Here is a 23516-nt window from a genome sequence, read left to right on the forward strand (position 1 = left end):
GCTTTTTTTCAGTATTATGCGTAGCAATGTTTTAACATGTATATACAGATTACATCTAATTTACTATCTCCTCATATTTTTTCCACACATAATCTATTAAATCAGGATTTCCAATCAGAGTGGTCTTATCCCAAATCTGGGCGACATTACCCTTACCAATAATTACGACTTCATTTTGCCAATTTCCATGATTAGCATAAGCCTTTGAAAAAAGTCCCAAACGCCCTTTTTTATCCAGCTCAACATCGTCAGAACTAGCTAAAAAGAAGCGACATAATAGCCGGTTGTAAGGTTCCTTTTCTGGTAGGGCTCGAAGGGCTTGTGAAAAACGTTCAAATTCATTATTTGCAAAAATGAGCACGCATTCATCAAAGCCTTTTGTTATCACATATTGTTTATTCTCTAATAGCTTTATTTCCCATTTTATGTATGCATGAATACACTTTTCATTTCCTGCATCATAATCATAAATAACGATATAGATTCTTTTATAGTTTTCTTCTCCTATGCTTTTACCATCGTCTTCAAGAGATGCGACCAATGTATCTATCAATCTGCTTTCTAATGACATAACTTATCCTCCTTGCGGTCATAACAAAACATTTGTTTCAGATATTTACAAAAGCTATGCTCTATATAGCATTTCCTCTAAGTTCTCATAGCTTCCTGCATATCCAGTAAGTAACCTTTTAAAAAAATCTTCAACCTGTATAGATTCTGTCAGACCGGTTTTGCACCATAATGCAAAATGTTCGCAATTGTTAAAAGCAAGATTGTACTTGGTCTCTCCTATCCTGCTTTTAGCTCTTTCAATAGTTTCTGTCGCAGAATACATATGATAGCCTATTTGACGTCTCATCCAAGCCTCAAATTCAGGAATAATATCCACTTGTACAGGTGGTAAACTATTTCGTCAGCGTTACTGGTAAACATATTCATCAGCGCGAAGCAATTTCGTTATTATTCAGGGAGAACCTTATGAATAATCTGATGGTAAAAAGAATAATAATAGCATTGACGATTCTGTATGTTCTTTCACCGTTGAATCTTGCTCCAGGACCGTTGGATGACATTATTATTATGGTTTTGGGAGTGGCATTTAGCTCTGTTGTAGGTGATAAAACCCGAACAAAATCATAGCATAAAACAAACGCAACACCAATGACAAAAGTGTCATAATGTTGCGCTTACCTTGAAGAATTGCGCCTCTTCGCCGATATGACATACGTGTCAGAAAAGAAGAATTTAATGCAATGAAAAAGAAAAGATAGAGCAGATAGAGCATACTCTATCTTTTCAGAGACTGAAAATTTAACTATGTTATCTTTTTAGACTTAATACTTATATTTTTGAGTTTTTTACATTTACTAAACGCCTTAGCGCCTATTATTTCCAAGTCTGTGCCTATTACTGCCTTCTTCAAGTTGCTACATCCGGCAAAAGCACTTTCATTTATTGTTGTAACATTATTACCAATTACCAGACTAGTAATTCTTTTATTTCCTTTAAAGGCTCTTTCTTCAAAGCTTATATTTATTTATAACCCAAAATACCTTTTGCATAAGTAACCTATGCCTTGCTCATAAAATGCTTCATGTCGTTCACACAGCTTCGATTCTCTTTAGATGTTCTTTCATGCTTCATTCCAATGCACCACTAACAAAAAGTACAGTATATGCCCATCTACAAATATTTATAGGAACATGGAGAAATTACCCCATAAGAAAAAATGCGGTTTTCGCATTTCAACGAAAACCGCACTCATCTTACTATTATTTAGTGTATGCTCAGCAACCGGCTGATTTTTCAGCCGACGCTTTCGCATAAAATATAACAACAATTGTACCTTGAAAAAATCAAAATCAATTTTTGAAACAAAGAAAGCCTTAACAGGCTATCCAGGTTCATTGAGATGACTGACAGCACAATCGAGCTACGTGTTGTATCTTCACGCTTTGTCATTATCAGTCCCAGCCCGTGGCTGTGCTTTGATAATCCAAACTTACGCTCAACTTCAATTCTGTCTACACTATCAATGTACTCTGTACGCTTATCGATAACTGCATTCTTGCCAGATCTTCCAAGTGCCGGTCCGGCTAGCCTTATTCCATGTTCCCTGCAATAATCGAGATTTGCTCTGTTTCTGTAAATCTTATCTGCAAGGACTCTTTCCGGATAATGCCCGTTGCGCTTGTAGTAGTTTTCTATGGCTGGAATAAGCACTTCGCTTTCGTTATATGCATCAAAGGATATCTTTTCAATCCTTCCAAGGCCATTTTCAACGCTCAGATCAAGCTTGGCTCCAAACTCTGTTGGGGATTTGCTCTTTCCTCTGACAATAGGTCTGATGTATGGCTGCGAGATGTTTACAATCCTGTTCTCAACAGTGTGAATCTTGTTGTCATACATGTACTGCTGCTGTTCAACCAGCTTATCAATGGCTTCGATCAAAGCCAGCTGCTTTTCGCCGGGAGTGTATCCATAGCCTGCCAGCCAGTCGATATAACCTCTGTCACGGCGTATGTACTGCAGCTGCTTCTTCAGCGCTTTACGAATCTTTTTGGCAGAACGTTTCTTGCTCTTGGCAATAGCTTAGATAGTTACATCAGGATTTATCCCTACAATAAGATCTATCATGTGGTTATTACATCCGAAATTAAGCTATTTCTCTTGAAATCAGGAAATGATTTATTCATTTTTTTTTGATATAATCTACTTACTTAATGGAGGAAATTACTATGACAAATACTCAGGCATGGGATTATGCAATAGGCATGATCAAGGTAGACGGATTAGAGCCTACCCAGGATTTTAAAGAATATATAGAAAAAGAAAAACGTGGCGAAGTGACTATGGAAGATGCAAAAAAGTATCTTGATAAAAAATACAAGATGAAGGAGTCTGCAGATGCGTGACCCTTATCTTTACGATGACGTTCCTGTCCTAAAAAACAAACTTGGAATTAAAGACCAAGAAATCCTAGATTCTGCTGAAGCAGATTATGTTGTTTACAGGCTTAAGGAAATAGCTCTAAATAAACTTCCCGGTGATTATCATACCGAGCATTTTTTTAGAATGCATGAATACATCTTTCAGGATCTATTTGATTGGGCTGGACAACCTAGAAATATTGCTATCTACAAAGAAGAAGATGTTCTTGGCGGTCAATCTGTAGAATATTCTGATCCTTTTGATATAGTTACAGATGTTCATCACGTTTTGTCTGACATGAGATCCAAAGACTGGAAATGCATGGACACTAATGAAGCATCCAAGGAATTTTGTGATTCTCTAGCTAAGCTATGGAAAATCCATCCGTTTAGAGAAGGTAACACACGAACTACCGTTACATTTTGCTGTCAATTCATAGATGAACAAGGCTTTATGATCAATAGGGAATTATTTGAAAAGAATGCAAGATACGTTAGAACTGCATTAGTTGCATATAATGCCTATTTTTCTGATGGCAGTGATTTTTCTAAAAAAGAATACCTTGAAAAAATAGTTTTCGATTCTATAAATAGCTAAAGCTTCTTTATCAGCCGTCAAGGCTGACAAAGAAGCTTTTTAAATTATTGTGGCATTATATCGGCGCCAGGCTGTCATAGTCACGCCAGTGGAAATACATAATAATCAAGAAAGTTGTTACTCCCAGGAATATCCCCCAGATCATGTCGTAGCTTGCCCAATGCCTACTAATCTCTCCAACAATCAGATCCGTCCAGATGTAAGACATGAACAGAGCTGATACTACAAACCCAATCTTGGTATGCATCAGGAAGATCTCTTACGCTTGCTTCAATCTTATAGATATCATTTTTGGTAAACTGTAGTATACTGTTGTACATGGAAAGCACCTCTTTCGTTAGATTATTTTTTTCGAAGAAAACAATCATACCATGAAAGCGGGTGCTTTTCCTTTTTTCAGTTTTCCGAATCTTTATTTACCCTATTACAAATATATAGAAATGTTCAAGAACACCTCATCTTTTCTTCCCCCCCGCAGAAAACCACCTCCAGCGAAGTTGGTAGAACGTTCAACTATTCTATGTACATTTCATTTTTTCCAAAACATTATTTTTGAAATAGCCACAGCAACCCCATCGTGGTTATTATCCAACGTGATCATATCAAATCTATTGCGTATATCTACTGGAGCATTTCCCATTACAATCGGTCTTCCTACTATTTCAAGCATGTGAAGATCGTTATAATTATCTCCAAAAGCAATTGTATCTTCTAATGCTATATCCTTTAACTTGCAGTATTCACTTACTGCGCTCGCTTTACTTATCCCTTTCGGATTTACTTCCAACAAGATGTCCGATGACTTCGCAATCGAAAGCTGAGGAAAACTTATTATCAATTTTGCTTCAATTGCATTTATTGTCCCGGGATCACAAAAAAACAGTACTTTTCCTATCTTTTCGTCATTTGCAAACTGTGAAAGGTCACAGCCTGTGGGGGACGCTTCAACTATTTCCGCCTCTTTTACAATCTTCGGATCATCTATACTGTTTGCAATCCATTTATCTACAGAATACGCACTCCAGGATACAGGCTGCTTTTCATGAGTTGAAAAATCCAGCACCTTTTTTACAGTTTCAATATTCATTCCCTTTTCATATATAATGGTGTCATTCTTGTCTTTGATAACAGAACCTCCAAGAGCAATTATCGAACAACTAAGATCATATCTTCGAACAATCGGTTCTATGCCGGATAATCCTCTTGATGACGCCAGGATAAGCTCTCTTCCAGAATTTATCCAAGTCCTAAGTGCCTTAACTGTCTTCTCTGATATTCTGTGATCAGAATTTAAAAGAGTTCCGTCAATGTCCATAAAAATTGCCTGGTATCTGTTTTTACTCATATATGCTCCTTTTCAAAGAAAAGCAGGACTACTGGAACAATTATATATAGTTCCCATAGTCCTGTATATCTTTACATAGTAGCGTATCTCATTATTGTTTCTTCTGAGAACTCGTCCTTTTGCAGCTCACCTGTAATTCTACCCTCATTCATAACACAGATTCTGTCGCAGGTTCCTATAAGTTCAGGTAACTCTGAACTAACCATTATAATAGAGAGTCCCTGCTCCAAAAGTGAATTCAGTATTGTGTAGATTTCGCGTTTTGAGCCCACATCGACACCTCTGGTAGGTTCATCTACAAGAAGTATTTTGCAATCAGCAGCAATCCACTTACCAAGAACCACTTTTTGCTGATTCCCTCCGGAGAGATTTTTCACATTGGCATCTCTTCCCGGAGTTCTTATATTGAAAAGCTTTATATACTTATCAGCTGCATCCCTTTCCTTCTTCCTGACAATCTTGCCAAACTTATTGCTATATAAGGGCAATGCCGGAAGGGAAATATTAAACACAAGACTGTTGTTCAGCTGAAGGCCTTCAACCTTTCTCTCCTCAGGGACAATACCAAAGCCTGCCTCGAGTGCCTGTTTGATGTTATCAAACTTACACTCTTTTCCAAAAAGTGTAAGTGTTCCACTATCAATTTTATCAGCACCGATAATTGCTCTTAGTGTCTCGGTTCTTCCTGAACCTGCAAGGCCTGCAAGGCCAAGAACCTCGCCTTTATGCAGTTCCAGGGATACATTATCAAGGACACCCTTCCTTGTCAGACCATCAACCTTAAGGACTACGTCTCCTATTTTCACATCTCTTGAAGGATAGATATCGCCCATCTCACGACCAACCATCTTTTCAACAAGTTTATCCGTATCGTAATCACTCGTCATGCCATTCTCGACAAGCTTCCCATCCTTCATGATTGTAACCTTATTACATAGTTCGAATATTTCCTTTAAACGATGAGAAATATAGACAAAGGATATTCCCTGTTTTGAGAGCGATTTTACCAGCTCAAAAAGTGTCTTTAATTCTTCATCTGCAAGGACTGCTGTAGGCTCATCAAGAACTATTATCTTCGCATTCTTGGACAGCGCCTTAGCAATTTCAACCATCTGTCTTTTGGCTACGCTTAAGTTTCCTACGTATTCACCGGGATCAACCGGAAGGTTTACACGATCAAGAACCTCCTGAGCATCAGCTTTCATCTTTGCAAAATCGATTTTACTGAATTTATCTGTAGGATACCTGTTCTGATATATGTTTTCCGCCACAGTAAAATGAGGTAAGAGCATGAGCTCTTGATAGATAACCGCCACTCCCTTTTCAATCATGAGAGCTGGAGTAGGATGTTCTATCTTTTCACCATCAATAATGATTTCTCCCTCATCAAGAGTATAAGCTCCGGACAGAATCTTCATCAGAGTGGATTTTCCTGCACCATTTTCTCCAACTAACCCCAGTATATCTCCATCGCATAGTTCAATTGAGAGATCATCCAGTGCCTTGACACCCGGGAAAGACTTTGAAATATGATTCATCTTTAACATGAGCGTTTTCTTCCTTCACATTTGATTACTGAAGACCTGTTCCAAGGTGCTCAGCAACGTTATCTTTTGATACAAGAGTCGGTATACAGTTAACAACCTCATCCTGTGGCTGGTTTGTAAGTACATTGTATGCAGCGATCATAGCCTCGGGAGACATTGTAGGATAGATAATTGTGAATGCCATCTGCCCGTTCTCAACCATCTGAAATGCAGCCTCTTCACCATCCATACCTGTAATAAGGATGCCTTCACTATCACGTCCTGCAGCAACTACAGTCTCTGCTACAGCTTCTGCCATAGGATCATTGTGACAGTAAATTGCCTGTATTTCACCTTCACCATACTTCTGGAGCATATCTTCCATGTAAGAAGCAGCTTTTGCAGAATTGAAATCACAATCCTGTGAATCAACAATCTTTATATCAGGGTACTTTGAAGCAATCGTCTCTTCAAAACCAGCCTGACGATCGATTGCAGCAGATGAACCGGTTGTTCCGCATACTTCTATAATATTACCTTTGCCTCCCATCATTTCTGCAAGCTTATCAGCAGCCATAACACCCATTTCCTTGTTATCAGCTACAACCTTTACAGTAACTGGTGTATCTACTTCTCGGTCCATAGTTACAACAGGAATACCAGCATCCATTGCCTCTGCAACAGCATCAGTCAAACCGTCTGAAGTAAGAGGAGATACCATGATTAAGTCAACTCCTCTGGATATAAGATCCTCTATATTTGCAGCCTGAGTTGCTACGTCACCCTGAGCATCTGTCTCAACCCATTCAAGATTAGGATAATGCTCTTTTGCATACTCCTGGTTTCTCTCCTTAATTGCGATTGTATAAGCAGCATCTGTTGCTCTCTGTGCATAACCGATTGTAAAAGCTTCATCTCCGCTAGGTTCGTCTGTTGCAGCCACTTCCTCTGTTGCAGCATCTTCTGTTGCTGCTTCCTCAGTGGACTCTTCTACAGAAGCCTCTTCCGTTGTCTCTTCAGAAGTTTCAGCTACAGTTTCCTCTGTTGCAGCTGCTTCCTTAGCAGGCTCCTCAGTCTTAGTTTCAGCCGGAGCTGATCCACAGCCAGATAAAGATACTACCATCACCCCTGTTAATAATGCAGACAATACTTTCTTATTCATTTTTTCCTCCTTATCCTTTAAAAAGATACATTAAAGTTTCGACGAATTATGCTTTCGCCAGTTTTATTTCACATCGGGAACCGAAAAGTTTTATCCCATCTTCGTCCCGAAAGTAAAATCGAACCAATTATTTTTTCTTAGCGGAGATACCACCAATCAGTACTGCAAAAATCACTATCAGACCCTGTACGATATTCTGCATATAAGAATTGATACCAACCAGGTTCATAATGTTTGATAAAATCGTAAGCAGGCAAGCACCAATAAGGGTTCCTGATATTTTACCGACACCACCCATGGTGGATATACCTCCGATGTAGCACATAGAAAGTGCGTCCAACTCGTAACCCTCACCTGCTGTCGGGTCACAGGAGGAAAGCTTGGAGGTCAGAACAAGTGCTGACATGAAGCTCACAAAAGCTGTGATAATGAAACAGATAAGCTGTGTCCGTTCAACATTTATTCCATTAAGACGTGCAGCCTCACGGTTATCTCCAATAGCATATACGCTTCTTCCAAACCAAGTATAACGAAGGATATAAAAACCGATGAGGAACATCACCAGAAAAATGATTACAGGTACTGGAATAAACCCGACATATCCCTGCCCGATAAATTTGATATCAATACCTGTTGCTCTCCAGTTTTGAGGCGATCCGTTTGATATATATTTTGATAATCCCCTTAATGCTGTCATGGAACCAAGAGTCATGATAAACGGAGCAAGTTTTCCTTTTGCAATTCCGAGTCCGTTCAAAAAGCCAATCAGTATAGCAACTGCAAGAGTGAGTGGTATTGCTATAAAAGGACTCACGTTGTTTTTAAGCATCTGTGCTATCATGATTCCATATACTGCTACCTGTGATCCTACAGAAAGATCAACACCTCCTGTCAGGCACACAAAAGTCATTCCCAAGGCTATGATTCCATTTATGGAAATCTGTCTCATGACATTTATAATGTTCGCACCTTTTAAAAAGCTGGGACTTATAAATGCACCGACAATGCACAATGTAATAAGCGCCCACAGCGTCCCCATCTCAGAAATCCATTTTCTAGAAGAATTCTCTTTTTTTGCTGAACTCATAACATTCCTCCCCTATTCAGTACTCTTTTTCTTCTCTGTCGGTTTTTTATATTTGACTGCTTTAGGATATAAAAAAAATGACGCTGGCATAAGTACCAAACGTCATTGGAATACAAAAACAAATATCATATTTTTAAGTGACAAATGTCACTTGCAAATTGTCTTTAGTTATTTTCAGTTATGAATGGTTCTAAGGAAATTATTGATGCTTCTTGCCTGAATAACCTGCTCCATACGGATATTGGCATCACTTTTCAATATATCATCAACTGCAGTATCCACTGCACTTACAGCTCCATTAAAACCAAAAAAGCGCTTCGTAAAAAAAGCGTTCTGCATGGTATATTCCAAAGCCTCCATATTTTGAGCTGTATCCATACCAAGCCGTATCTTATTTTCCTTTACAAGTTCAGCTTCTGTCACATCCTCGCATACAGATATTCCTTCCGAAAACCTAAAAATATCAGCCTGAATTTCTTCATCACATGTAAGCAGCTTTATAAAATCCCAAGCTTCATTCTTCATAGGTGTTCCCGAATACATGGCAACCGAAACCATATCCAGAAGAGACGCATTATCCCCGTCAGGTCCTGCAGGCATTGTAAGATAGTCCCATTCAAAGTCCGCATAACGACTTGCGTGAATCGGATTGATCAAATATGATCTATAGCTTGAAAAGTTCATTGGCTGAAATGCAACATTACCACGTTCAAAAGATATTTCCGTGTTTCCATTACCCGTATGCAGAACATCAAGTAAGTCCAGAAATATAAGTGCATTATATACTTTCTCATCAGTGAAATTACTCTCTGTCCCCTCTTTATTGAACAAAGTTACATTGTTTGATGCAAATGCCTCCTCCCAGGAATAATCAACTACCCCGACCTGATCGATGGTTCCGTTGCCATCTGTGTCCTTTGTGACTTTTTTGCAAATCTCATAAAAATCGTCCCAAGTCCATTTTAAATCTGGAAGCGCTATCCCTTCGTTCTCCAGTAGTGTACGATTTACAAACATAAGATCAGGAGCGCACTCTACAGGAAGTGCATACCTTACACCATCCACTTCTCCACCTGAATATGCTGCTTCATAAAATATTCCAGGGTCAAAGTCTTCATCTTTTTGAATTATGCTATCCAGGTTTTCTAAAGCACCAATATCAGAAAGCATATTGAAATCATCCGGAAGCACAATAAAGACATCCGGTGCTGTGCCCTGTATAATCTGCTCTGCCAGCCACTCAGAATAGTCCTCTTTAAGGATTCCCTTTTCATAAACGACCTTTATATTGGGGTTATTCTCTTCATACTTTTGGATTACACTATCAATGAACTTATGCTGATTTCCATTTTGCTGATTCCAGTAGCTGTCCGAAAAAACTCCCACTGTCAAAACGTTTTTCTGATTAAGAGGAAAAAATCTCCACCAATCAGTCGTCAGTAAAATAACAGCAAGTAGCAAAAAAAGTGAAAGCCCATATTTAATTTTATGATTATTCCAATCTATCATGCTTTAATTCCACTCACTGCTTTTTGTTGTTCATCCTGTTGATTGCATCAGATTGTACAGCCCAGATAGCAAGCTGTGTTCTGTTCTTTAATCCAAGCTTATTTAATATATTACTGAGATTATTTCGTATAGTTCCTTCAGAGAAATTGAGCTTTGTAGCAATTTCCTTATTTGAAAGGCCTTCGACAATTCCTTCAATAATTGCCCATTCGTTATCTTTTATCTCATCAATACTCTGCTCATCGACTTCCACAGAATCCTTTGATTTTGCCATCTCAGAAAAAAGCTTTAGCACCTTATTGGTAATATCATCATTTATAATTGCGGTACCACTATGTACCTTCCGTATTGCCTCAATTAGTTCCTCAAAAGATACACCCTTTAGAAGATATCCGCTGGCACCATTTTTTATTGCATTGAAAACGTATTCATCATCATCAAAAGTAGTCAGTATTATTATTTTGATGTCAGGTGTATTTTCCTTGATTATTTTTGTGCACACCACTCCGTCCATCTTTGGCATACGCACATCCATCAGGATTACATCCGGCTTGTTCTCTCTTACACTTCTGATGACATCTGTGCCATTTGATACAGCATCAGTTACTTCGAAATCTTCTACACCTCCAAGTATCATTTTAAGGCTCTGACGCATCAGCTCCTGATCATCAGCTATCAATATTTTGATCATCGGACCAACTTACCTCCGTTCCCCATCGAATAGGAATCTCCGCGTGAAGCAGAAATCCATTTTTACCATCACAAAAAAGTTTTCCGTCAAGCATCTCCAAACGCTCCTCCATATGGCTAAGACCAAACCCCTTGGTAAGGTCAGGACATCCAGAGCCGTTGTCTCTTATAATTATGTTGATCTTATCCTCAATTTTGTTTATCAAAATCCAGATATCCTCAGGTTTTCCGTGCCGTACAGAATTGGTTATACCCTCTTGAACCGTGCGATAAAGGGCTTCTCCCTCATCCTCCCCAAAGGTGTTCCTCAGCTTCACTGAGCAATTATAGTGGAATCGGATACCCGTGGATCTCCGCATTTCATCTATCATCTGTTCAATTGCAAGGTCAAGTGGCATACTTTCAAGACCGTCAGGTTTAAGCGCCCTTACCGATCTGCGAACGTCCTCCATACCTCTGTGTGCCACCTCGGAAATAGCAATAAGCTGCTCCTTTACAAGATCCCTGTTCGTATCAAACAACATTATGCATGCTTCTATTCCTGTCACAATCCCTGTCAGCGAATGACCTATAGTATCATGAATCTCTCTAGCCAGGCGGTTTCTCTCACTGGTCTGTGCCATCAGCGCAGACTTTTCAGAGTACTCCTCAAGCTTGGCATTTGCATCTCTAAGCTGCTCATTAAGAGACAAAATGCGTTCATTTTCACTCATCTGAATCCTGACCATAAAAAACATATAACACATGAACAGGAATACATTCATTAGTCTTCCAACATTGATTATACCCTGAAAAATTTTGGAATAATCACTCCTGTAATAATTCAGATAATCACTAAGGGACGTCACCGGAATCCAAACCGACAGAATTTGACTTTCCAACAGAAAATAACATAATCCGACTAGCACAAAGATTATGTTGCGGTTCCATCTGTCGATAGGTCGTCTTATCAGATTAGCTATAATCATGAGAAACATTCCCATGTAACAAAAGCTCATAATCCTGGAGAGTACAATTACTATTATCGTTTCTGCCAATAATTTCAATAAAAAGTGTATCCCCGGATCTGTCTCGGTAGTAAGTAATAAAATCAAACATGCATAAAGAAGTCCTGCAGAAAGAATCGACTCAAAAGGACGTTCGGGAATATACCTGGAATTCATGAGAAAAGATAAGGCAGAGCCTTCCTGCACATACCCCCATAATGCATGATACATGATAAACAAAATGAATAGTAGCATCCAAAAATTTAAATGCATCATCAGATTTATCAACATATCCGGCAGTCTATAATCTTTTTTTATTTTTTCATTATTGCCATCTGTCTTTTTCATATTGATTAATATTATCCTGTGTCACAATGTCAACTGGTACTGTGATATTTTTTTCAATCTTATTTCCGGCAATCAGATTATATAAAACATCTGCCGCTGTTTCTCCTATTTTGGTAGGGAACTGCACAACAGATGCCTTCATCATTCCCGCAGAAATCAGAGCCTTCGCATCAGGAGAAGCGTCAACTCCATATATATTTACATTTCCTGCAAGGCCCTTCTCTTTTAGTGCAGCTACCACGCCTTCCGCAGTTGGATCATTTAAACAGAATACCGTATCAAACTCATGACCTTCATTAAGATATTCTCTCATCTGTGAAAGAGCCTTTTCATACTGGCCATTGCAATCAAGCTGGCTCTCTAGAGTATATTCTGGGTTTTTAGAAACAGTATTTAAGAATCCCGCTACTCGCTGTCTTCCTGAAACTGCACTATTATGAGCCATGACAACAATTTTGCCTTCCTTTTGAGTTTTTAGCATGTATTCCCCATCAAGACATCCTGCATTATAATTGTCAGAAACAATGGTGCAATTAATCAGATTTTCAGTGCTGACATTTGAATCTACTACGATTACAAATATGCCTTTTGCCCTGGCTTCAATAAGGACATCCACCAGTCCATCTGGATCAACCGGTGTGAGGATCAGAGCCTCAATGCCCATTTTCATCATTTCTCTAATCTGCTCCTTCTGCCTCTGCACATCCATACCAGAATCCCGCAAAATCACTCTGTCACCTTCAGCCTCAACTCGCACCCTTACCTGCTCATGAATTATTCTGTAAAATTCATTGTTCATGGTCATATAGCTTGCGCCGATCAGTCTGGAGCCTTCCTTCTGATTCTTGGAAATATCTATGAATCTAAACGTTATCAAAATGCCAACTGAAAACAGAACAAGGTATACTACTGCCAAAATAATGTAATAAACCTTTTGGTATTTTTCCTTCTTTTTAAGTTTACTTATAAAGTTCAACGCCAATTCTCCTAAATTAGTAAATACCTCGCGAGAAAACCATATCCTTTAGATGGTGGTAAATCAAGTGCATCCCACCGTCAATGTACTTTTTCCATTTAGTGTACGTCCTTACCACATTCAGGAAGCTCATGGTGATTCTACACCATAAACAATCAACAATATTTCTGAATATACTCACCGAAAAATGGCAATGTGATCTCCGCTACACCATAAGACTCTGAGCTATCCAGAAGTAACCCCATTTTTTTCAGCGCAGTACTGTTTACCTGATAGCTCCCCTTACCATCCAGCTCCTCTAGAACTTCTTTTCTCTTTTTGGGACCTGAAGAAACTATTCTGAGGATTTCCCGTTCTCCTTCAGGGAGTTCTCTCCATATCTTCTCATAGCATTGAGCAAACAGCTCACTCTTTGCCTGCTTTAGCACATATTCTTCGCCCTTGTCTTTGTGTTCGAAGTATGCACTTCCAAACACCTGATAAGCATAGGCAAAGCCTTTAGTCATCTTGGCAAAAGAAATAGCCTCGTCTTCATCCATCTGTGCCATATCTTCATACTTGATTGCCATTGCAGGCATAGGAAATGGCTCTGTTCTCAATTCGGCCGCCCTCTTAAAGAAAGTAAGATTTGGAACTTCGCCCAACTCATAGAAATTCTGATAAACCCCAGAGCATATAAGATAAACAGGCCATGGCGCTGCTATTTCATCCTCCAAAGTATTTCTTATCAGCTTCGCATATACTGAGCAGAATTCAGTCATTGCGTCTGTCTTTGCTATATCATCGATGCCAATCATAATCTTCTTTTTCGCCTTGACTAAAATACCAATAAGTTGCTCAAGACGCACTTCATCATCATAATCCGTTTTTGTATCAACACCAGCATTTATTCCAATAAAAGGTATTGAAATACTCAAATTAGTTTTTTCTGCCAGCAGCGCTTTTTTAACTTCCGGCTCAAGCAATAGATAAGATATTAATGTGCTTATCTGATTTCTTGCAGATGAGACATCGTAAACCAGCCATCCTTCAGCTTTCATGTCCACAGTTTTATAATGTCTAAGGATATTTCCAAAGATAACGGTTTTCCCTGATCCTCGTATTCCAGTTATCTTGTATACACTCTCAGATGGCTGTGGATACAAGAAATTTTCGTAGACTTTTTCTTCCAAAGTGGTGGTAATATTCGCATCACCAACTCTTCCAGGTGTATGTGTAAATGGATTTTTCATAATGTCCTCCAATACAACTATTTACATGTTTGATACAATAATACACCTATTTACACCTCTATACAAGTATTTACAACACAGGTACAGAAATACAACTATTTACAGATTTTATATGAGTAGCTACAGCTGTACCGCCCATTTTAGCTGGTATACATAAATAGAACTCCAAAGCACTGCTTCAGAGTCCTAATAATTCAATTCGTCCTCGTTGTATAGCCCCTGCTAATCATCTACCGCCAAAAAACATAATGCTCGTTCGATTTCTTTAACCCATTTCCCTGTTTTTCATCATTATGATCCATATAAAAAACGCATGCTAAGAATGATTGATTCCAAAGCATACGTTTTTTGAAATAATAAATTCACTCTGTAATATTTTATCTTGAAATACCATCATCCACAAACAGCTCATAGTCTTTCTCATCACACTCAAAACATTCATATTTCAAGTCTGAATAATCTATTTTTTCTGTTCTGTCTGTGGGAACTGCCAACGGAAGCGCATGTCCTTTCCTTATAAACACCAAAATCTCATTAAGTTCCGCTTCAATATAGTGGTGCCCTTGACCGATTATCTCTACATCATAATCATCATAGCTTCTGAATCTGCAAAGCTTCATTTCCTCGGGTAAATATACATATCTTCCAGTTGCATTCTGCTTATAGATAGGCGCTACCATGATGCTTTCTCCTACAAATAGCTGATCCTCAACTTCATAAGCCATATCATCATCTGGATATTCAAAGCATAAAGGAGTAAATAGCATTCCATCACTGTTAACAGCCTTCATAAACTCTGAATAAAGATAAGGTATGAGGGAGTATCTGAGTCTTACAATATTCTTAAAGCTATCTGTTTCTGAAAACCTATAGAATTCCTGTCTCCTTGTACCCTCTGCAGAATGATTTCTGAAAAGAGGTGTGAATATCGCGAATTCTACCCATCTCATCAAAAGGTCTTCTGTGACATCTGCACCAAAACCGCCTACATCCGCGCCACTGTATAAAAATCCACACATACTAAGTGCAGGCATCTGTTGTATATTCAACAGAAGATGACTCCACCAGGATTTATTATCGCCGCACCACACTCCACCGTAACGGTGCATCCCGATGTAAGAGGATCTTGAAAACATCAAAATCCTTTTATCCGGGGACAACCTTTCAAAGGCCTCTCCTGCAGCTCTTGTCATGTTGTACCCAAAAATATTGTGGACTTTATCATGTCTGTATCGTTTTCCCTTATAATCATGATAAAACCTTCTGTAATCCTCTTCATTATTTTCAAGGCCACCAACAATATCCTGCATCTTGAAGAATGACCTGATATCCAGATTTTTTCCTTCATAATCCTTTAACTGCTCGAACACTTCCTTTAAATGATCTTCTGTATAAAAGATTGCCGGCTCGTTCATGTCATTCCAAAAGCCGTCTATTCCATAGTCTAAAAGGAACTTATATTTATTACCAAACCAATATCTTGCATCTTCATTAAGGAAATCCGGAAAATGTACCTTGCCCGGCCATACTGCAGCTACAAGGTTCTCTCCATTTTCCTTTTTGCAGAAATAATCCTCTTTAATGCCTTCCTCGTAAATATCGTAACCTTCTTCAATCTTTACTCCGGCATCAATTATCGGTACCAGATGTATGCCTTTATCTGCCATCTCTTTTACAAAGGCCTTAAAATTCGGAAATCTCTCATCATCTATGGTAAAATCCTTATATCTTTCCATATAATCTATATCAAGATAGACACTATCTATAGGAATATTCAACTTATCATAATTTTCTACGACATCCCTAACTTCCTGTTCGTTCATATAGCTCCACCTGCTCTGGCCAAATCCAAATGCCCATCTTGGTGGAACGTAGCTTTTGCCTATTATTCCACGGAACTGTTTTACTATGTCCTTAATACTTCCTCCTCGTATGATATAAATATCTGCATCAAAATCTTCGAATATTATGGAAAAAGTGTCCTTGTCTGTATACCCGATATCAAAAGATACCTGCCCCGGTGTATCAACATACATTCCAAAGCCCTTTTCTTTTCCCCAAAGGACAAAGAAGTTCTGAGCTGCATACAACGATCTTTTATCCTCTGTGTGAATAGGATCATCAGAACAGTTACTAGTATAGATAAATCCTCTTTTATTTATTCCCCTTACTGTCTCTCCTAGTCCGTATATTCTGTCCTTTTTCTCCATCTTAAAAGTTAGTTCTTTCTTGTCACTCGCTGTTTCAAAATAAGGAATTGGACTGTTCTCAATGTCTATGCTTGTGATTACAGAATCTGTCTCAATCGGATTTCCTATCCTGTATTTTTTAATCATTATCCTTTTACTCCTCCTACGGTGATCCCCTGCTTCATCTGTGTCTGGGCAATAATGTATATGATTATTATTGGTATCATTGAGATGAGACTTCCTGCCATCAGCACATTATACTCAGTATCATACTGACCATTAAGTGTATTTAAGGCAAGGGTAAGTGTCATCTTATTTTTATCCGACAACATGACAAGTGGCCATAAATAATCATTCCAGGCTTCCATGAAAGTTGTTATCGCTAATGTTGCAATTGTTGGAACCATCATAGGCATTATCACATCCTTATATATTTTGAACATTCCTGCTCCATCGATTCTTGCTGCCTCGAGATAATCATCCGGAAGTGCTCTCATATTTTGTACCAGCAAAAATACTGCAAATGCCTTAAAAATAGCAGGAGAAATAACGCTTGTATATGTATTTATCAAAGAAAATTTATTCATTATGATAAACATTGGAATAAGTGTGATCTGAACCGGTATCATCATGGATGTCAGATACATTGCAAAAACCACATTTGCACCTTTAAATCTTATTTTGGAGATGGCAAAAGCCGCCATGGATGCTGACAAAACTGTGATCACAACATAAGCGATAGTTATGAATGCGCTGTTGGCTATTGCCCTTGCAAAGGGAAAGAGCGTAAACACCTTTTTATAAGAATTAAGTGTCGGCTTTTTCGGAATCCACTGTATAGGAAGCGCCATCAATGCACCTTTTGATTTTAGTGATGTCGATATCATCCAATACAAAGGAATAGTTACTATAACCAAGAGTAATGCTGATCCTATGTAGAATAAAACATTATATATTAGTTTTTGAGTCTTATGATTCATAATGCACCCACACTTTCTGTACCTTCAACTGAATGAGAGTCAAAATGAGTATTATCAAAAACAACAGCCATGAATATGCAGCAGCATATCCCATCTTGAAATAGCTGAAAGCATATGTATAGATTCTTTCAACCATGACCTGTGTAGCACCGTTAGGACCACCTTCAGTCATGATGAGAACCTGTGGGAATAGCTGAAATGCATTTATAAGGGACATTATCAGGCAGTAAAATAAGGTAGGTGATAAGAGTGGCATTGTTACACTTATCAGGGTCCTGAATTTTCCTGCACCATCCACTTTTGCTGCCTCATAGTACGTAGGATCAATTCCCCTTAAACCGCCAAAAATATACAGTCCATAATATCCCATATCCTTCCATACGGATGCCAATACGATTCCGGGCATTGCCCAGTACTTGTTGGTAAGCCAGTCCGGTCCACTCATTCCAAATATTCCAATGATAGAATTGATTACTCCGTACTGAGAACTAAGCACCCATTTCCAGATAAGACTGGCAGCGACCCAGGATGTTAACACCGGTATATAGAAAAGCACTCTCATAACACCCGTTAATTTCTTCTCTGTATTGAGGATAAGAGCTATTACCATCGAAAACACAAATCCAAGAGGAATATACAATACGATGTAATATACAACATGTAATAAGGTACTCCAAAACTCTTTGTGGGACAGTAAATGTGCGTAATTGCTTAATCCTACAAAATGCTCGGGTATCGTGTGTATCGTAAATTTCTCAAGTCCGCTCCAATCTGTCATGCTAAGCGCTGTAGCCATTATTATCGGAAACAAACTGAATATTACCATTCCGATGATACTTGGAAGCATAAATGGTATCGCCTGGATTATTTTTTTTCTTTCTTTTGACATTGTTGTCATCATTCATTCTCCGTGCAAAATTAGAGCCTGCAGCCTTATACGGATGCAGGCTCATTTCTATTACTGCAAGTTTATCTGCTCTTCACAAAGCTTCTGAGCTTCATTAAGTGCTTCTTCCGGGGTGCTTTCTCCACTTGCTGCCTTACTTACCGCATCTGAAATAATGTCTGACATCTGGCTGTAATCAGTAATGATCGGAGGAAGGACAAGTGAATCAAGAGATTCAAACACTGCTTCCCTGTTTTCAGGAGGAGTTATCTCAAGATAACTTGAAAGTGCATCCATATCACTAAGTGCCGGAAGATCCCAGCCTGCATCAAGTCTGATCTTGGCTGCCTCGTCACTTGAAGCCAGGAATGATAACCACTTCTTTGCAGCTTCTTTTGCTTCATCACTTGCATCATTATTTACAACCAGGGCATTTGCAAAGAAATGAGTAGCCTTACTAGTCTGACCGGGTTCAACACAGATATCCCATGAAAAATCACAAGCATCAGTAAACGTATTAAAGCACCATGTACCGGTAGGGATCATTCCAAGTCTTCCGCTTTCAAAAAGATCCCAGTCACCCATTCCGCCCATCTGTTCCTCTGTGGGCTGAACATTTGTCTTCTGCACTCTGTCTACCATGCTCTGAAGTGCTTTGATATTCTCTTCGGAATTAATAGTAAATGACTTACCATCAGCACTTACAAGACTTCCGCCGTACTGTGCAGCTACTTTATAGAATTCATTGTATGTAACCGGCTGATATATTCCAAAAATGTTATCGCCAAGTCCTCTTATGGCTTCTGCAGCTTTATCCACATCTTCTCTTGTCCAGGATGATGTAGGATAATCAATTCCTGCCTGATCAAACAGGTCCTTATTATAGACAAGTACTACTGTTGAGAAATTCTCAGGAAGCGCATACTGCTTTCCGTCATATGTAAAAGCCGATAACGCAGTCTGGTTAAGACCTGTTGTGTCAGCACCTGAAAGTTCAGCAAGGATACCTTTTGATGCATATGCAGCAAAGTTTTCAATATTCATCTCAAAGCAGTCCGGAGCAGTACCGCCTGCTATCCTTGTCTGTAATGTGGTAAAATAATCATCCATTGCGATTGTTTCAATTTCCACATTAATGTCAGGATTTTGCTCATGAAATGCCTGATACATTGAATCAAGTGTTGCCTCATTGCCACCTGATGCATTAAAATTAGCATATGTAATTGTGATTGCTTTTCCGGGTTCTGCCGCCTCGGCGGAACTCTCTGAGCTGATTTCTTCTACAGATGAGCTCTCAGTCACAGTTTCCTTAGGCGCTTCTGTCTGTGCTGTGTCCGGATTCGCACTCCCACAGCCTGACAGAAGAGTTGCCATCATTGATAGTTGCATTAAAACAGATATGGCTTTTCGTTTCATTATGAACCTCCCTTAAAAAATACATTTTTGCTTTTTATATTTTCAGGAAATATAACTATTCCCTGTCAATATCAAAATCTGCTTCCTGCCTTATAAATACAGGATAATCCTCCTTGTCTGATGTTATAACACATCCTCCCTCGTATAAGTCTTTGCTAAACATTCCTGTCCATTTGCCTTTCGGTAAATAAAGCTCTCTGCTTTTTACGTTTTCTTCCAATAAAGGAGCGACTAACAGGTCATCGCCAAAATAGTATTCATCCTCCCAATCGAATACCTTCTCATCCAACGGATTTTCCATGAAAAGAGTTCTCATCATTGGAATTCCCTTATCAGCAGCTTTTTTTGCTTCTCTATAAATGTAGGGAACAAGTTTCATCCTCAGTTTATGCCACTTTCTCAGCTCATCGATAAGATCCGGCATATCATATGAAGCTGCTATATTCCACGGACTTCTCTCATTATTTCCTTCTGCCCCTTTAAGAATTTCCTTAAATTGTCCACCATCCGGTTCTGAATGCCACTGCATTACAGGGCAAAAGCATGCAAACTGTGTTGACTTAAGATAAAGATCTGCTGATGGCAAAGGTCCTGCAAATCCTCCTATATCGAATCCCCAAAAGATGATACCGGAACATGCAGCAGATATAGCAGCCGTATAAACATTTTTTAGTTCCTCATACGTTGATTGATGATCGCCTGCCCATAGTATTGGAGTTCTCTGCACTCCTGTATATCCTGCTCTTGAAAACAGAACATGTTCTTTCCCAAGATAGTCATAATAGGTATTCGTATATTCCTGACAATATGTATTCTTAAGCTCTTTTCCGGTTTTATTTCCATAGGACACTACCGCGTCGTCATAAATAAATTCTCCGCCATCAGTTTTAAATCCTGAAATACCCATGTCTAAAAGGTATTGTCTTTTTGAAAACCATGCATCTTTTGTCTTAGGTTTCGAAAAGTCAGGTACCAGTGAACCTGCAAACCAGTTGCCTTCTGGGATTCTATAGGGTGAGCCATCTTTCATATACAGACACAGTTTGTTGTCTATTGCATACTTCTCATCCATTTCGTTCTGAAGGTTATATATACCTTCTTCCATCTTTTTATAGACCGGTATCTGCCACAATACTGTGTGAATTCCTTTTTCCTTCAGATCTGTAACCATTTGTCTTGGATCATCCCAATATTTACTCTCTGAGAAATCGAAATCCTCATACGTAAAGACTTCATTTCCGGTCTTTTCATCATATTTAGCGCCATTCCAGATATAGAATGTTGCTTCATCACTCCATGCTTCAAGTACAAGTACTGTCGCAGGGAAATCGTGTTTTTCTAATTTTTCAACAACTTCTTCTACATCTTTCTGGCTATTCCATCTGTTAGCTGAAACCCATGGCCCAAACGCATATCTTGGAGGAGTGTTTATAGGTCCGATATAGTTGTTAAACTCCTTTATGATGTCCAAAGGATTTCCCTGAAATAAGTATAATGAAGCATTTACCGGGAAACTGATCCTGATATCCTTTTCAAATTCGAAAGCAGTTACACAGTCAGTCTCAACAAATAATCCCCATCCCGAGTCGGTTAAGAAAAACGGTATACTGCAATAGGTCTTATCCTTCTGATTACAGAATTTTTCCTCTACACGGTTTATACAGGTATGTCCTTTTTGGTCAATATAATCGAACTTCTCTCCCATTCCATATACATGCTTATAGTTATTTTGAATAACTGCATGGCACATCCCGTCATCTTTTGTATATATAATTGAGATGTCTCCTCTGTCTGATTTTATGATTTCACAAGTCTTATTTGTATCTAGCCTTATCATAAAAGATCCCTTACACTTTCTCTCTCCACGACTTCAAATTTCATCGTCACATCCTGCTTTGGATAGTCCTTATCTTCAAGAGCCTTTTCAAGAATATCTACGGCACATTTTCCTTTTCCATATATATCCTGCTTTATAGTAGTAAGCCCCGGCGTTATATATTTAGATATCTCAAGATCATCAAATCCGATAACAGAATAATCTTCAGGCACTCTCTTGCCCATCTGATTAAATCCTTTTATTGCACCGATTGCCAGTACGTCAGCAGTAGTTACTATTCCTGTAAGATCTGTCTTTTCTCTTACAATTCTCTCAGCAGCCTCTATACCGCTGTTGAAATCAACCTCTACTTCAAAAATAAGATCTTTGTCATATATGATACCGTATTCTGCCAAAGCTTTTTTATAACCTTCATGTCGCTTTTTGATTACACCGTCTTCCTTCATTTCTCCTGACAAAAATCCAATTTTTGTATGATGCTTTTCCAGCATATATTTTGTTGCCATATATGCACCAAGCTCATCATCTATCCGAATGTTGTGAAAATGCTCATCTTTACAGTAGCTGTCTATAAGCACTGTAGGAATACCAATTTTCTTGAACTGTTCAAAGAAGTCATCCGGGTAAACACCGATAGCTATTACGGCATCCAAATTTCTCTCATATACCAGCTTCATGTATGATTCATCCACATCTGTCCCAGAAATAAGGATATGATATCCAATCTTTCTTGCATGGTATTCGATTGCGCTTATGATTTCACTGTAAAAACTGTTATGAAACATAAGCTGACATCCAGGCTCAGTTTGTGGAATTACCACTCCGATCATCTTAGATGTTTTATTTGTAAGTGCCGCTGCTCCAAGATTGGGAACATACTGAAGCTCTTCCATAGCTTTTTTAACTTTTAATCTGGTCTCTTCAGTAATTGGTTTATTAGCATTATTTAATATGTATGATACTGTTGCCTTAGACACTCCTGCCCGCTCTGCAACATCCTTTAAGGTAGCTCGTTTCATTTAGTATCCTCGCTCGTTTAACCGGTTAAACTAATCATATATCTAACTTTTCAAAATTTCAATATCCAAATAGAAAATTTTTAAAAAGGTGATAACAAAAAAGAAAAGCCGCCATCTGGCAGCTTTGTATTATATAGAGAATCTGTCTGGTTTTATTAGACATCGTTATGAAAAAGAAATGAACTACCTCCACCGACTCTGCGTCGGAAGAGGTTTCTGTTATACCGCAGAGCGGCATGAACCTTTGGGATGCTTAACGCATCCCAAAGAACAGGGCATGTCCACTATGCCCCTATCCCATTGGGTTACCTTTGGGAATACTTTTCTTAAGATATTGGCAGCTCCATTTATATCTGCATTTGTTATTGTCCCATCGTAGTGCCTGTAAAGTCCACGTTTTATCCTTTTTCCGGAAAAAACATAGTCAGCCTTACTTCCCTTTTTATACACAGGGATCGCATCCATCGCAAGAAAATCCGCTTTGGATGTATAGCTCTCTTCTGTAAGCGCAAACCTTATCCCGTATTCAGCAAGCTTATATCTTAGCATATCTGCAAATATCAGCATTGGTATCTGCACAAAATTCTGGTTACTGATATGCCCCATACCCGCTTCCTGTTTCTGGAATACGTTATGCCCCATCACTACTGCATCTACGTGGTTATCCCTCGCATAGTCTGCTAGCTGTCTGCTTATCTTATGGAACTCATCCTTTATGCGCCTGTTGCGTTTTTCTGTGAGTATGTTCATTTTCCTGGTGCGGTATCTGTTATTACACTTCATGGCACATGATGAGAGCC

At 38.8% G+C, this 23516-nt stretch carries 23 protein-coding genes and 1 pseudogene; 3 read left to right on the forward strand and 21 right to left on the reverse strand.

What is annotated here, in order from left to right; translation table 11 throughout:
* Nucleotides 1-55: 55 nt before the first annotated feature.
* Nucleotides 56-571: a division/cell wall cluster transcriptional repressor MraZ gene (locus G602_RS29145; protein WP_049945256.1), complete on the reverse strand. Its 516-nt coding sequence runs from the start codon at nt 569-571 to the stop codon at nt 56-58.
* A 54-nt stretch (nt 572-625) separates the two neighbouring features.
* The gene (locus tag G602_RS0115205; protein ID WP_026659727.1) at nt 626-859 is read right to left on the reverse strand and encodes a lecithin retinol acyltransferase family protein; all 234 of its coding nucleotides are present in this window, start codon (nt 857-859) and stop codon (nt 626-628) included.
* A 119-nt stretch (nt 860-978) separates the two neighbouring features.
* Here G602_RS0115205 and G602_RS31035 point away from each other — a divergent pair, with 119 nt between their 5' ends.
* A complete protein-coding gene (locus tag G602_RS31035; RefSeq protein ID WP_196808698.1) occupies nt 979-1140 on the forward strand; it encodes a hypothetical protein in 162 nt (53 codons plus the stop codon).
* 175 nt (nt 1141-1315) lie between these two features.
* Here the strand turns inward: G602_RS31035 and G602_RS32250 are convergent, their stop codons facing one another.
* Both G602_RS32250 and G602_RS26920 read right to left on the reverse strand, forming a co-directional pair.
* Nucleotides 1316-1537: a leucine-rich repeat protein gene (locus G602_RS32250; protein WP_081676032.1), complete on the reverse strand. Its 222-nt coding sequence runs from the start codon at nt 1535-1537 to the stop codon at nt 1316-1318.
* A gap of 269 nt (nt 1538-1806) precedes the next feature.
* Nucleotides 1807-2592, reverse strand: a pseudogene (locus G602_RS26920) (transposase); the annotation flags it as partial.
* Between the two features lie 146 nt (nt 2593-2738).
* On the opposite strand from G602_RS26920, the gene G602_RS0115220 reads away from it, so the two are divergent.
* Nucleotides 2739-2915: a hypothetical protein gene (locus G602_RS0115220; protein WP_196808699.1), complete on the forward strand. Its 177-nt coding sequence runs from the start codon at nt 2739-2741 to the stop codon at nt 2913-2915.
* Nucleotides 2908-3528 (forward strand): Fic/DOC family protein, encoded by a 621-nt coding sequence (locus G602_RS0115225; RefSeq protein WP_026659756.1) that lies wholly within the window; start codon nt 2908-2910, stop codon nt 3526-3528. The genes G602_RS0115220 and G602_RS0115225 overlap by 8 nt, the downstream gene beginning before the upstream one ends.
* A 55-nt stretch (nt 3529-3583) precedes the next feature.
* Here G602_RS0115225 and G602_RS0115230 read toward each other — a convergent pair whose 3' ends face one another.
* From G602_RS0115230 to G602_RS26940, 17 genes are all read right to left on the reverse strand, one after another.
* Nucleotides 3584-3775, reverse strand: a complete 192-nt coding sequence (locus G602_RS0115230) for a hypothetical protein (protein ID WP_026659757.1) — start codon at nt 3773-3775, stop codon at nt 3584-3586.
* A gap of 282 nt (nt 3776-4057) precedes the next feature.
* Nucleotides 4058-4873 carry a Cof-type HAD-IIB family hydrolase gene (locus G602_RS0115235; RefSeq protein WP_026659758.1) on the reverse strand — a complete coding sequence of 272 codons (816 nt, stop codon included), beginning with the start codon at nt 4871-4873 and terminating at the stop codon, nt 4058-4060.
* A gap of 71 nt (nt 4874-4944) precedes the next feature.
* Complete coding sequence (locus G602_RS0115240; protein WP_026659759.1) at nt 4945-6420, reverse strand: sugar ABC transporter ATP-binding protein; 1476 nt, start codon at nt 6418-6420, stop codon at nt 4945-4947.
* 25 nt (nt 6421-6445) lie between these two features.
* Nucleotides 6446-7561: a substrate-binding domain-containing protein gene (locus G602_RS26925; protein WP_049945263.1), complete on the reverse strand. Its 1116-nt coding sequence runs from the start codon at nt 7559-7561 to the stop codon at nt 6446-6448.
* A 127-nt stretch (nt 7562-7688) separates the two neighbouring features.
* Entirely contained in the window at nt 7689-8648 is a 960-nt protein-coding gene (locus tag G602_RS0115250) for an ABC transporter permease (protein WP_026659760.1), read from the reverse strand.
* Between the two features lie 174 nt (nt 8649-8822).
* Nucleotides 8823-10157 carry an ABC transporter substrate-binding protein gene (locus G602_RS0115255; protein ID WP_044932331.1) on the reverse strand — a complete coding sequence of 445 codons (1335 nt, stop codon included), beginning with the start codon at nt 10155-10157 and terminating at the stop codon, nt 8823-8825.
* A gap of 13 nt (nt 10158-10170) precedes the next feature.
* Nucleotides 10171-10848, reverse strand: a complete 678-nt coding sequence (locus tag G602_RS0115260; protein WP_026659762.1) for a response regulator transcription factor — start codon at nt 10846-10848, stop codon at nt 10171-10173.
* The gene (locus G602_RS31515; RefSeq protein ID WP_049945264.1) at nt 10826-12181 is read right to left on the reverse strand and encodes a sensor histidine kinase; all 1356 of its coding nucleotides are present in this window, start codon (nt 12179-12181) and stop codon (nt 10826-10828) included. Before G602_RS31515 ends, G602_RS0115260 begins: the two co-directional genes overlap by 23 nt.
* Entirely contained in the window at nt 12159-13157 is a 999-nt protein-coding gene (locus G602_RS0115270) for a sugar ABC transporter substrate-binding protein (protein ID WP_049945265.1), read from the reverse strand. Before G602_RS0115270 ends, G602_RS31515 begins: the two co-directional genes overlap by 23 nt.
* Before the next feature lie 155 nt (nt 13158-13312).
* Nucleotides 13313-14389, reverse strand: coding sequence for a hypothetical protein (locus G602_RS0115275; RefSeq protein ID WP_026659765.1), 1077 nt, complete (start codon nt 14387-14389; stop codon nt 13313-13315).
* A gap of 377 nt (nt 14390-14766) precedes the next feature.
* Nucleotides 14767-16725, reverse strand: a complete 1959-nt coding sequence (locus tag G602_RS0115280) for a glycoside hydrolase family 31 protein (protein ID WP_026659766.1) — start codon at nt 16723-16725, stop codon at nt 14767-14769.
* Nucleotides 16725-17429: a carbohydrate ABC transporter permease gene (locus G602_RS0115285; protein ID WP_242835631.1), complete on the reverse strand. Its 705-nt coding sequence runs from the start codon at nt 17427-17429 to the stop codon at nt 16725-16727. The genes G602_RS0115280 and G602_RS0115285 overlap by 1 nt, the downstream gene beginning before the upstream one ends.
* Nucleotides 17430-17547: 118 nt before the next feature.
* Nucleotides 17548-18459: a carbohydrate ABC transporter permease gene (locus G602_RS0115290; protein WP_242835633.1), complete on the reverse strand. Its 912-nt coding sequence runs from the start codon at nt 18457-18459 to the stop codon at nt 17548-17550.
* A gap of 57 nt (nt 18460-18516) precedes the next feature.
* Nucleotides 18517-19860, reverse strand: a complete 1344-nt coding sequence (locus G602_RS0115295; protein WP_026659769.1) for an ABC transporter substrate-binding protein — start codon at nt 19858-19860, stop codon at nt 18517-18519.
* A 55-nt stretch (nt 19861-19915) separates the two neighbouring features.
* On the reverse strand, nt 19916-21697 hold the full coding sequence (locus G602_RS26935) for a glycoside hydrolase family 31 protein (RefSeq protein ID WP_049945266.1): 1782 nt from the start codon (nt 21695-21697) through the stop codon (nt 19916-19918).
* Complete coding sequence (locus G602_RS0115305; protein ID WP_026659770.1) at nt 21694-22716, reverse strand: LacI family DNA-binding transcriptional regulator; 1023 nt, start codon at nt 22714-22716, stop codon at nt 21694-21696. The genes G602_RS26935 and G602_RS0115305 overlap by 4 nt, the downstream gene beginning before the upstream one ends.
* 219 nt (nt 22717-22935) lie before the next feature.
* Nucleotides 22936-23516 (reverse strand): IS200/IS605 family accessory protein TnpB-related protein (locus G602_RS26940; RefSeq protein WP_044932345.1); only part of this gene is annotated, 581 nt, incomplete at its 5' end.

The sequence above is a fragment of the Butyrivibrio sp. AC2005 genome (genome assembly GCF_000424145.1).
GTDB lineage: Bacteria > Bacillota > Clostridia > Lachnospirales > Lachnospiraceae > Butyrivibrio.

Excerpts from the sequence above, each read along its gene's own strand:
- G602_RS29145 (WP_049945256.1), bottom strand. The coding sequence starts at position 571 with ATGTCATTAGAAAGCAGATTGATAGATACATTGGTCGCATCTCTTGAA.
- G602_RS0115205 (WP_026659727.1), bottom strand. The coding sequence starts at position 859 with ATGAGACGTCAAATAGGCTATCATATGTATTCTGCGACAGAAACTATT.
- G602_RS31035 (WP_196808698.1), top strand. The coding sequence starts at position 979 with ATGAATAATCTGATGGTAAAAAGAATAATAATAGCATTGACGATTCTG.
- G602_RS0115220 (WP_196808699.1), top strand. The coding sequence starts at position 2,739 with ATGACAAATACTCAGGCATGGGATTATGCAATAGGCATGATCAAGGTA.
- G602_RS0115225 (WP_026659756.1), top strand. The coding sequence starts at position 2,908 with ATGCGTGACCCTTATCTTTACGATGACGTTCCTGTCCTAAAAAACAAA.
- G602_RS0115230 (WP_026659757.1), bottom strand. The coding sequence starts at position 3,775 with ATGCATACCAAGATTGGGTTTGTAGTATCAGCTCTGTTCATGTCTTAC.
- G602_RS0115235 (WP_026659758.1), bottom strand. The coding sequence starts at position 4,873 with ATGAGTAAAAACAGATACCAGGCAATTTTTATGGACATTGACGGAACT.
- G602_RS0115240 (WP_026659759.1), bottom strand. The coding sequence starts at position 6,420 with ATGTTAAAGATGAATCATATTTCAAAGTCTTTCCCGGGTGTCAAGGCA.
- G602_RS26925 (WP_049945263.1), bottom strand. The coding sequence starts at position 7,561 with ATGAATAAGAAAGTATTGTCTGCATTATTAACAGGGGTGATGGTAGTA.
- G602_RS0115250 (WP_026659760.1), bottom strand. The coding sequence starts at position 8,648 with ATGAGTTCAGCAAAAAAAGAGAATTCTTCTAGAAAATGGATTTCTGAG.
- G602_RS0115255 (WP_044932331.1), bottom strand. The coding sequence starts at position 10,157 with ATGATAGATTGGAATAATCATAAAATTAAATATGGGCTTTCACTTTTT.
- G602_RS0115260 (WP_026659762.1), bottom strand. The coding sequence starts at position 10,848 with ATGATCAAAATATTGATAGCTGATGATCAGGAGCTGATGCGTCAGAGC.
- G602_RS31515 (WP_049945264.1), bottom strand. The coding sequence starts at position 12,181 with ATGAAAAAGACAGATGGCAATAATGAAAAAATAAAAAAAGATTATAGA.
- G602_RS0115275 (WP_026659765.1), bottom strand. The coding sequence starts at position 14,389 with ATGAAAAATCCATTTACACATACACCTGGAAGAGTTGGTGATGCGAAT.
- G602_RS0115280 (WP_026659766.1), bottom strand. The coding sequence starts at position 16,725 with ATGATTAAAAAATACAGGATAGGAAATCCGATTGAGACAGATTCTGTA.
- G602_RS0115285 (WP_242835631.1), bottom strand. The coding sequence starts at position 17,429 with ATGGCGCTTCCTATACAGTGGATTCCGAAAAAGCCGACACTTAATTCT.
- G602_RS0115290 (WP_242835633.1), bottom strand. The coding sequence starts at position 18,459 with ATGATGACAACAATGTCAAAAGAAAGAAAAAAAATAATCCAGGCGATA.
- G602_RS0115295 (WP_026659769.1), bottom strand. The coding sequence starts at position 19,860 with ATGAAACGAAAAGCCATATCTGTTTTAATGCAACTATCAATGATGGCA.
- G602_RS26935 (WP_049945266.1), bottom strand. The coding sequence starts at position 21,697 with ATGATAAGGCTAGATACAAATAAGACTTGTGAAATCATAAAATCAGAC.
- G602_RS0115305 (WP_026659770.1), bottom strand. The coding sequence starts at position 22,716 with ATGAAACGAGCTACCTTAAAGGATGTTGCAGAGCGGGCAGGAGTGTCT.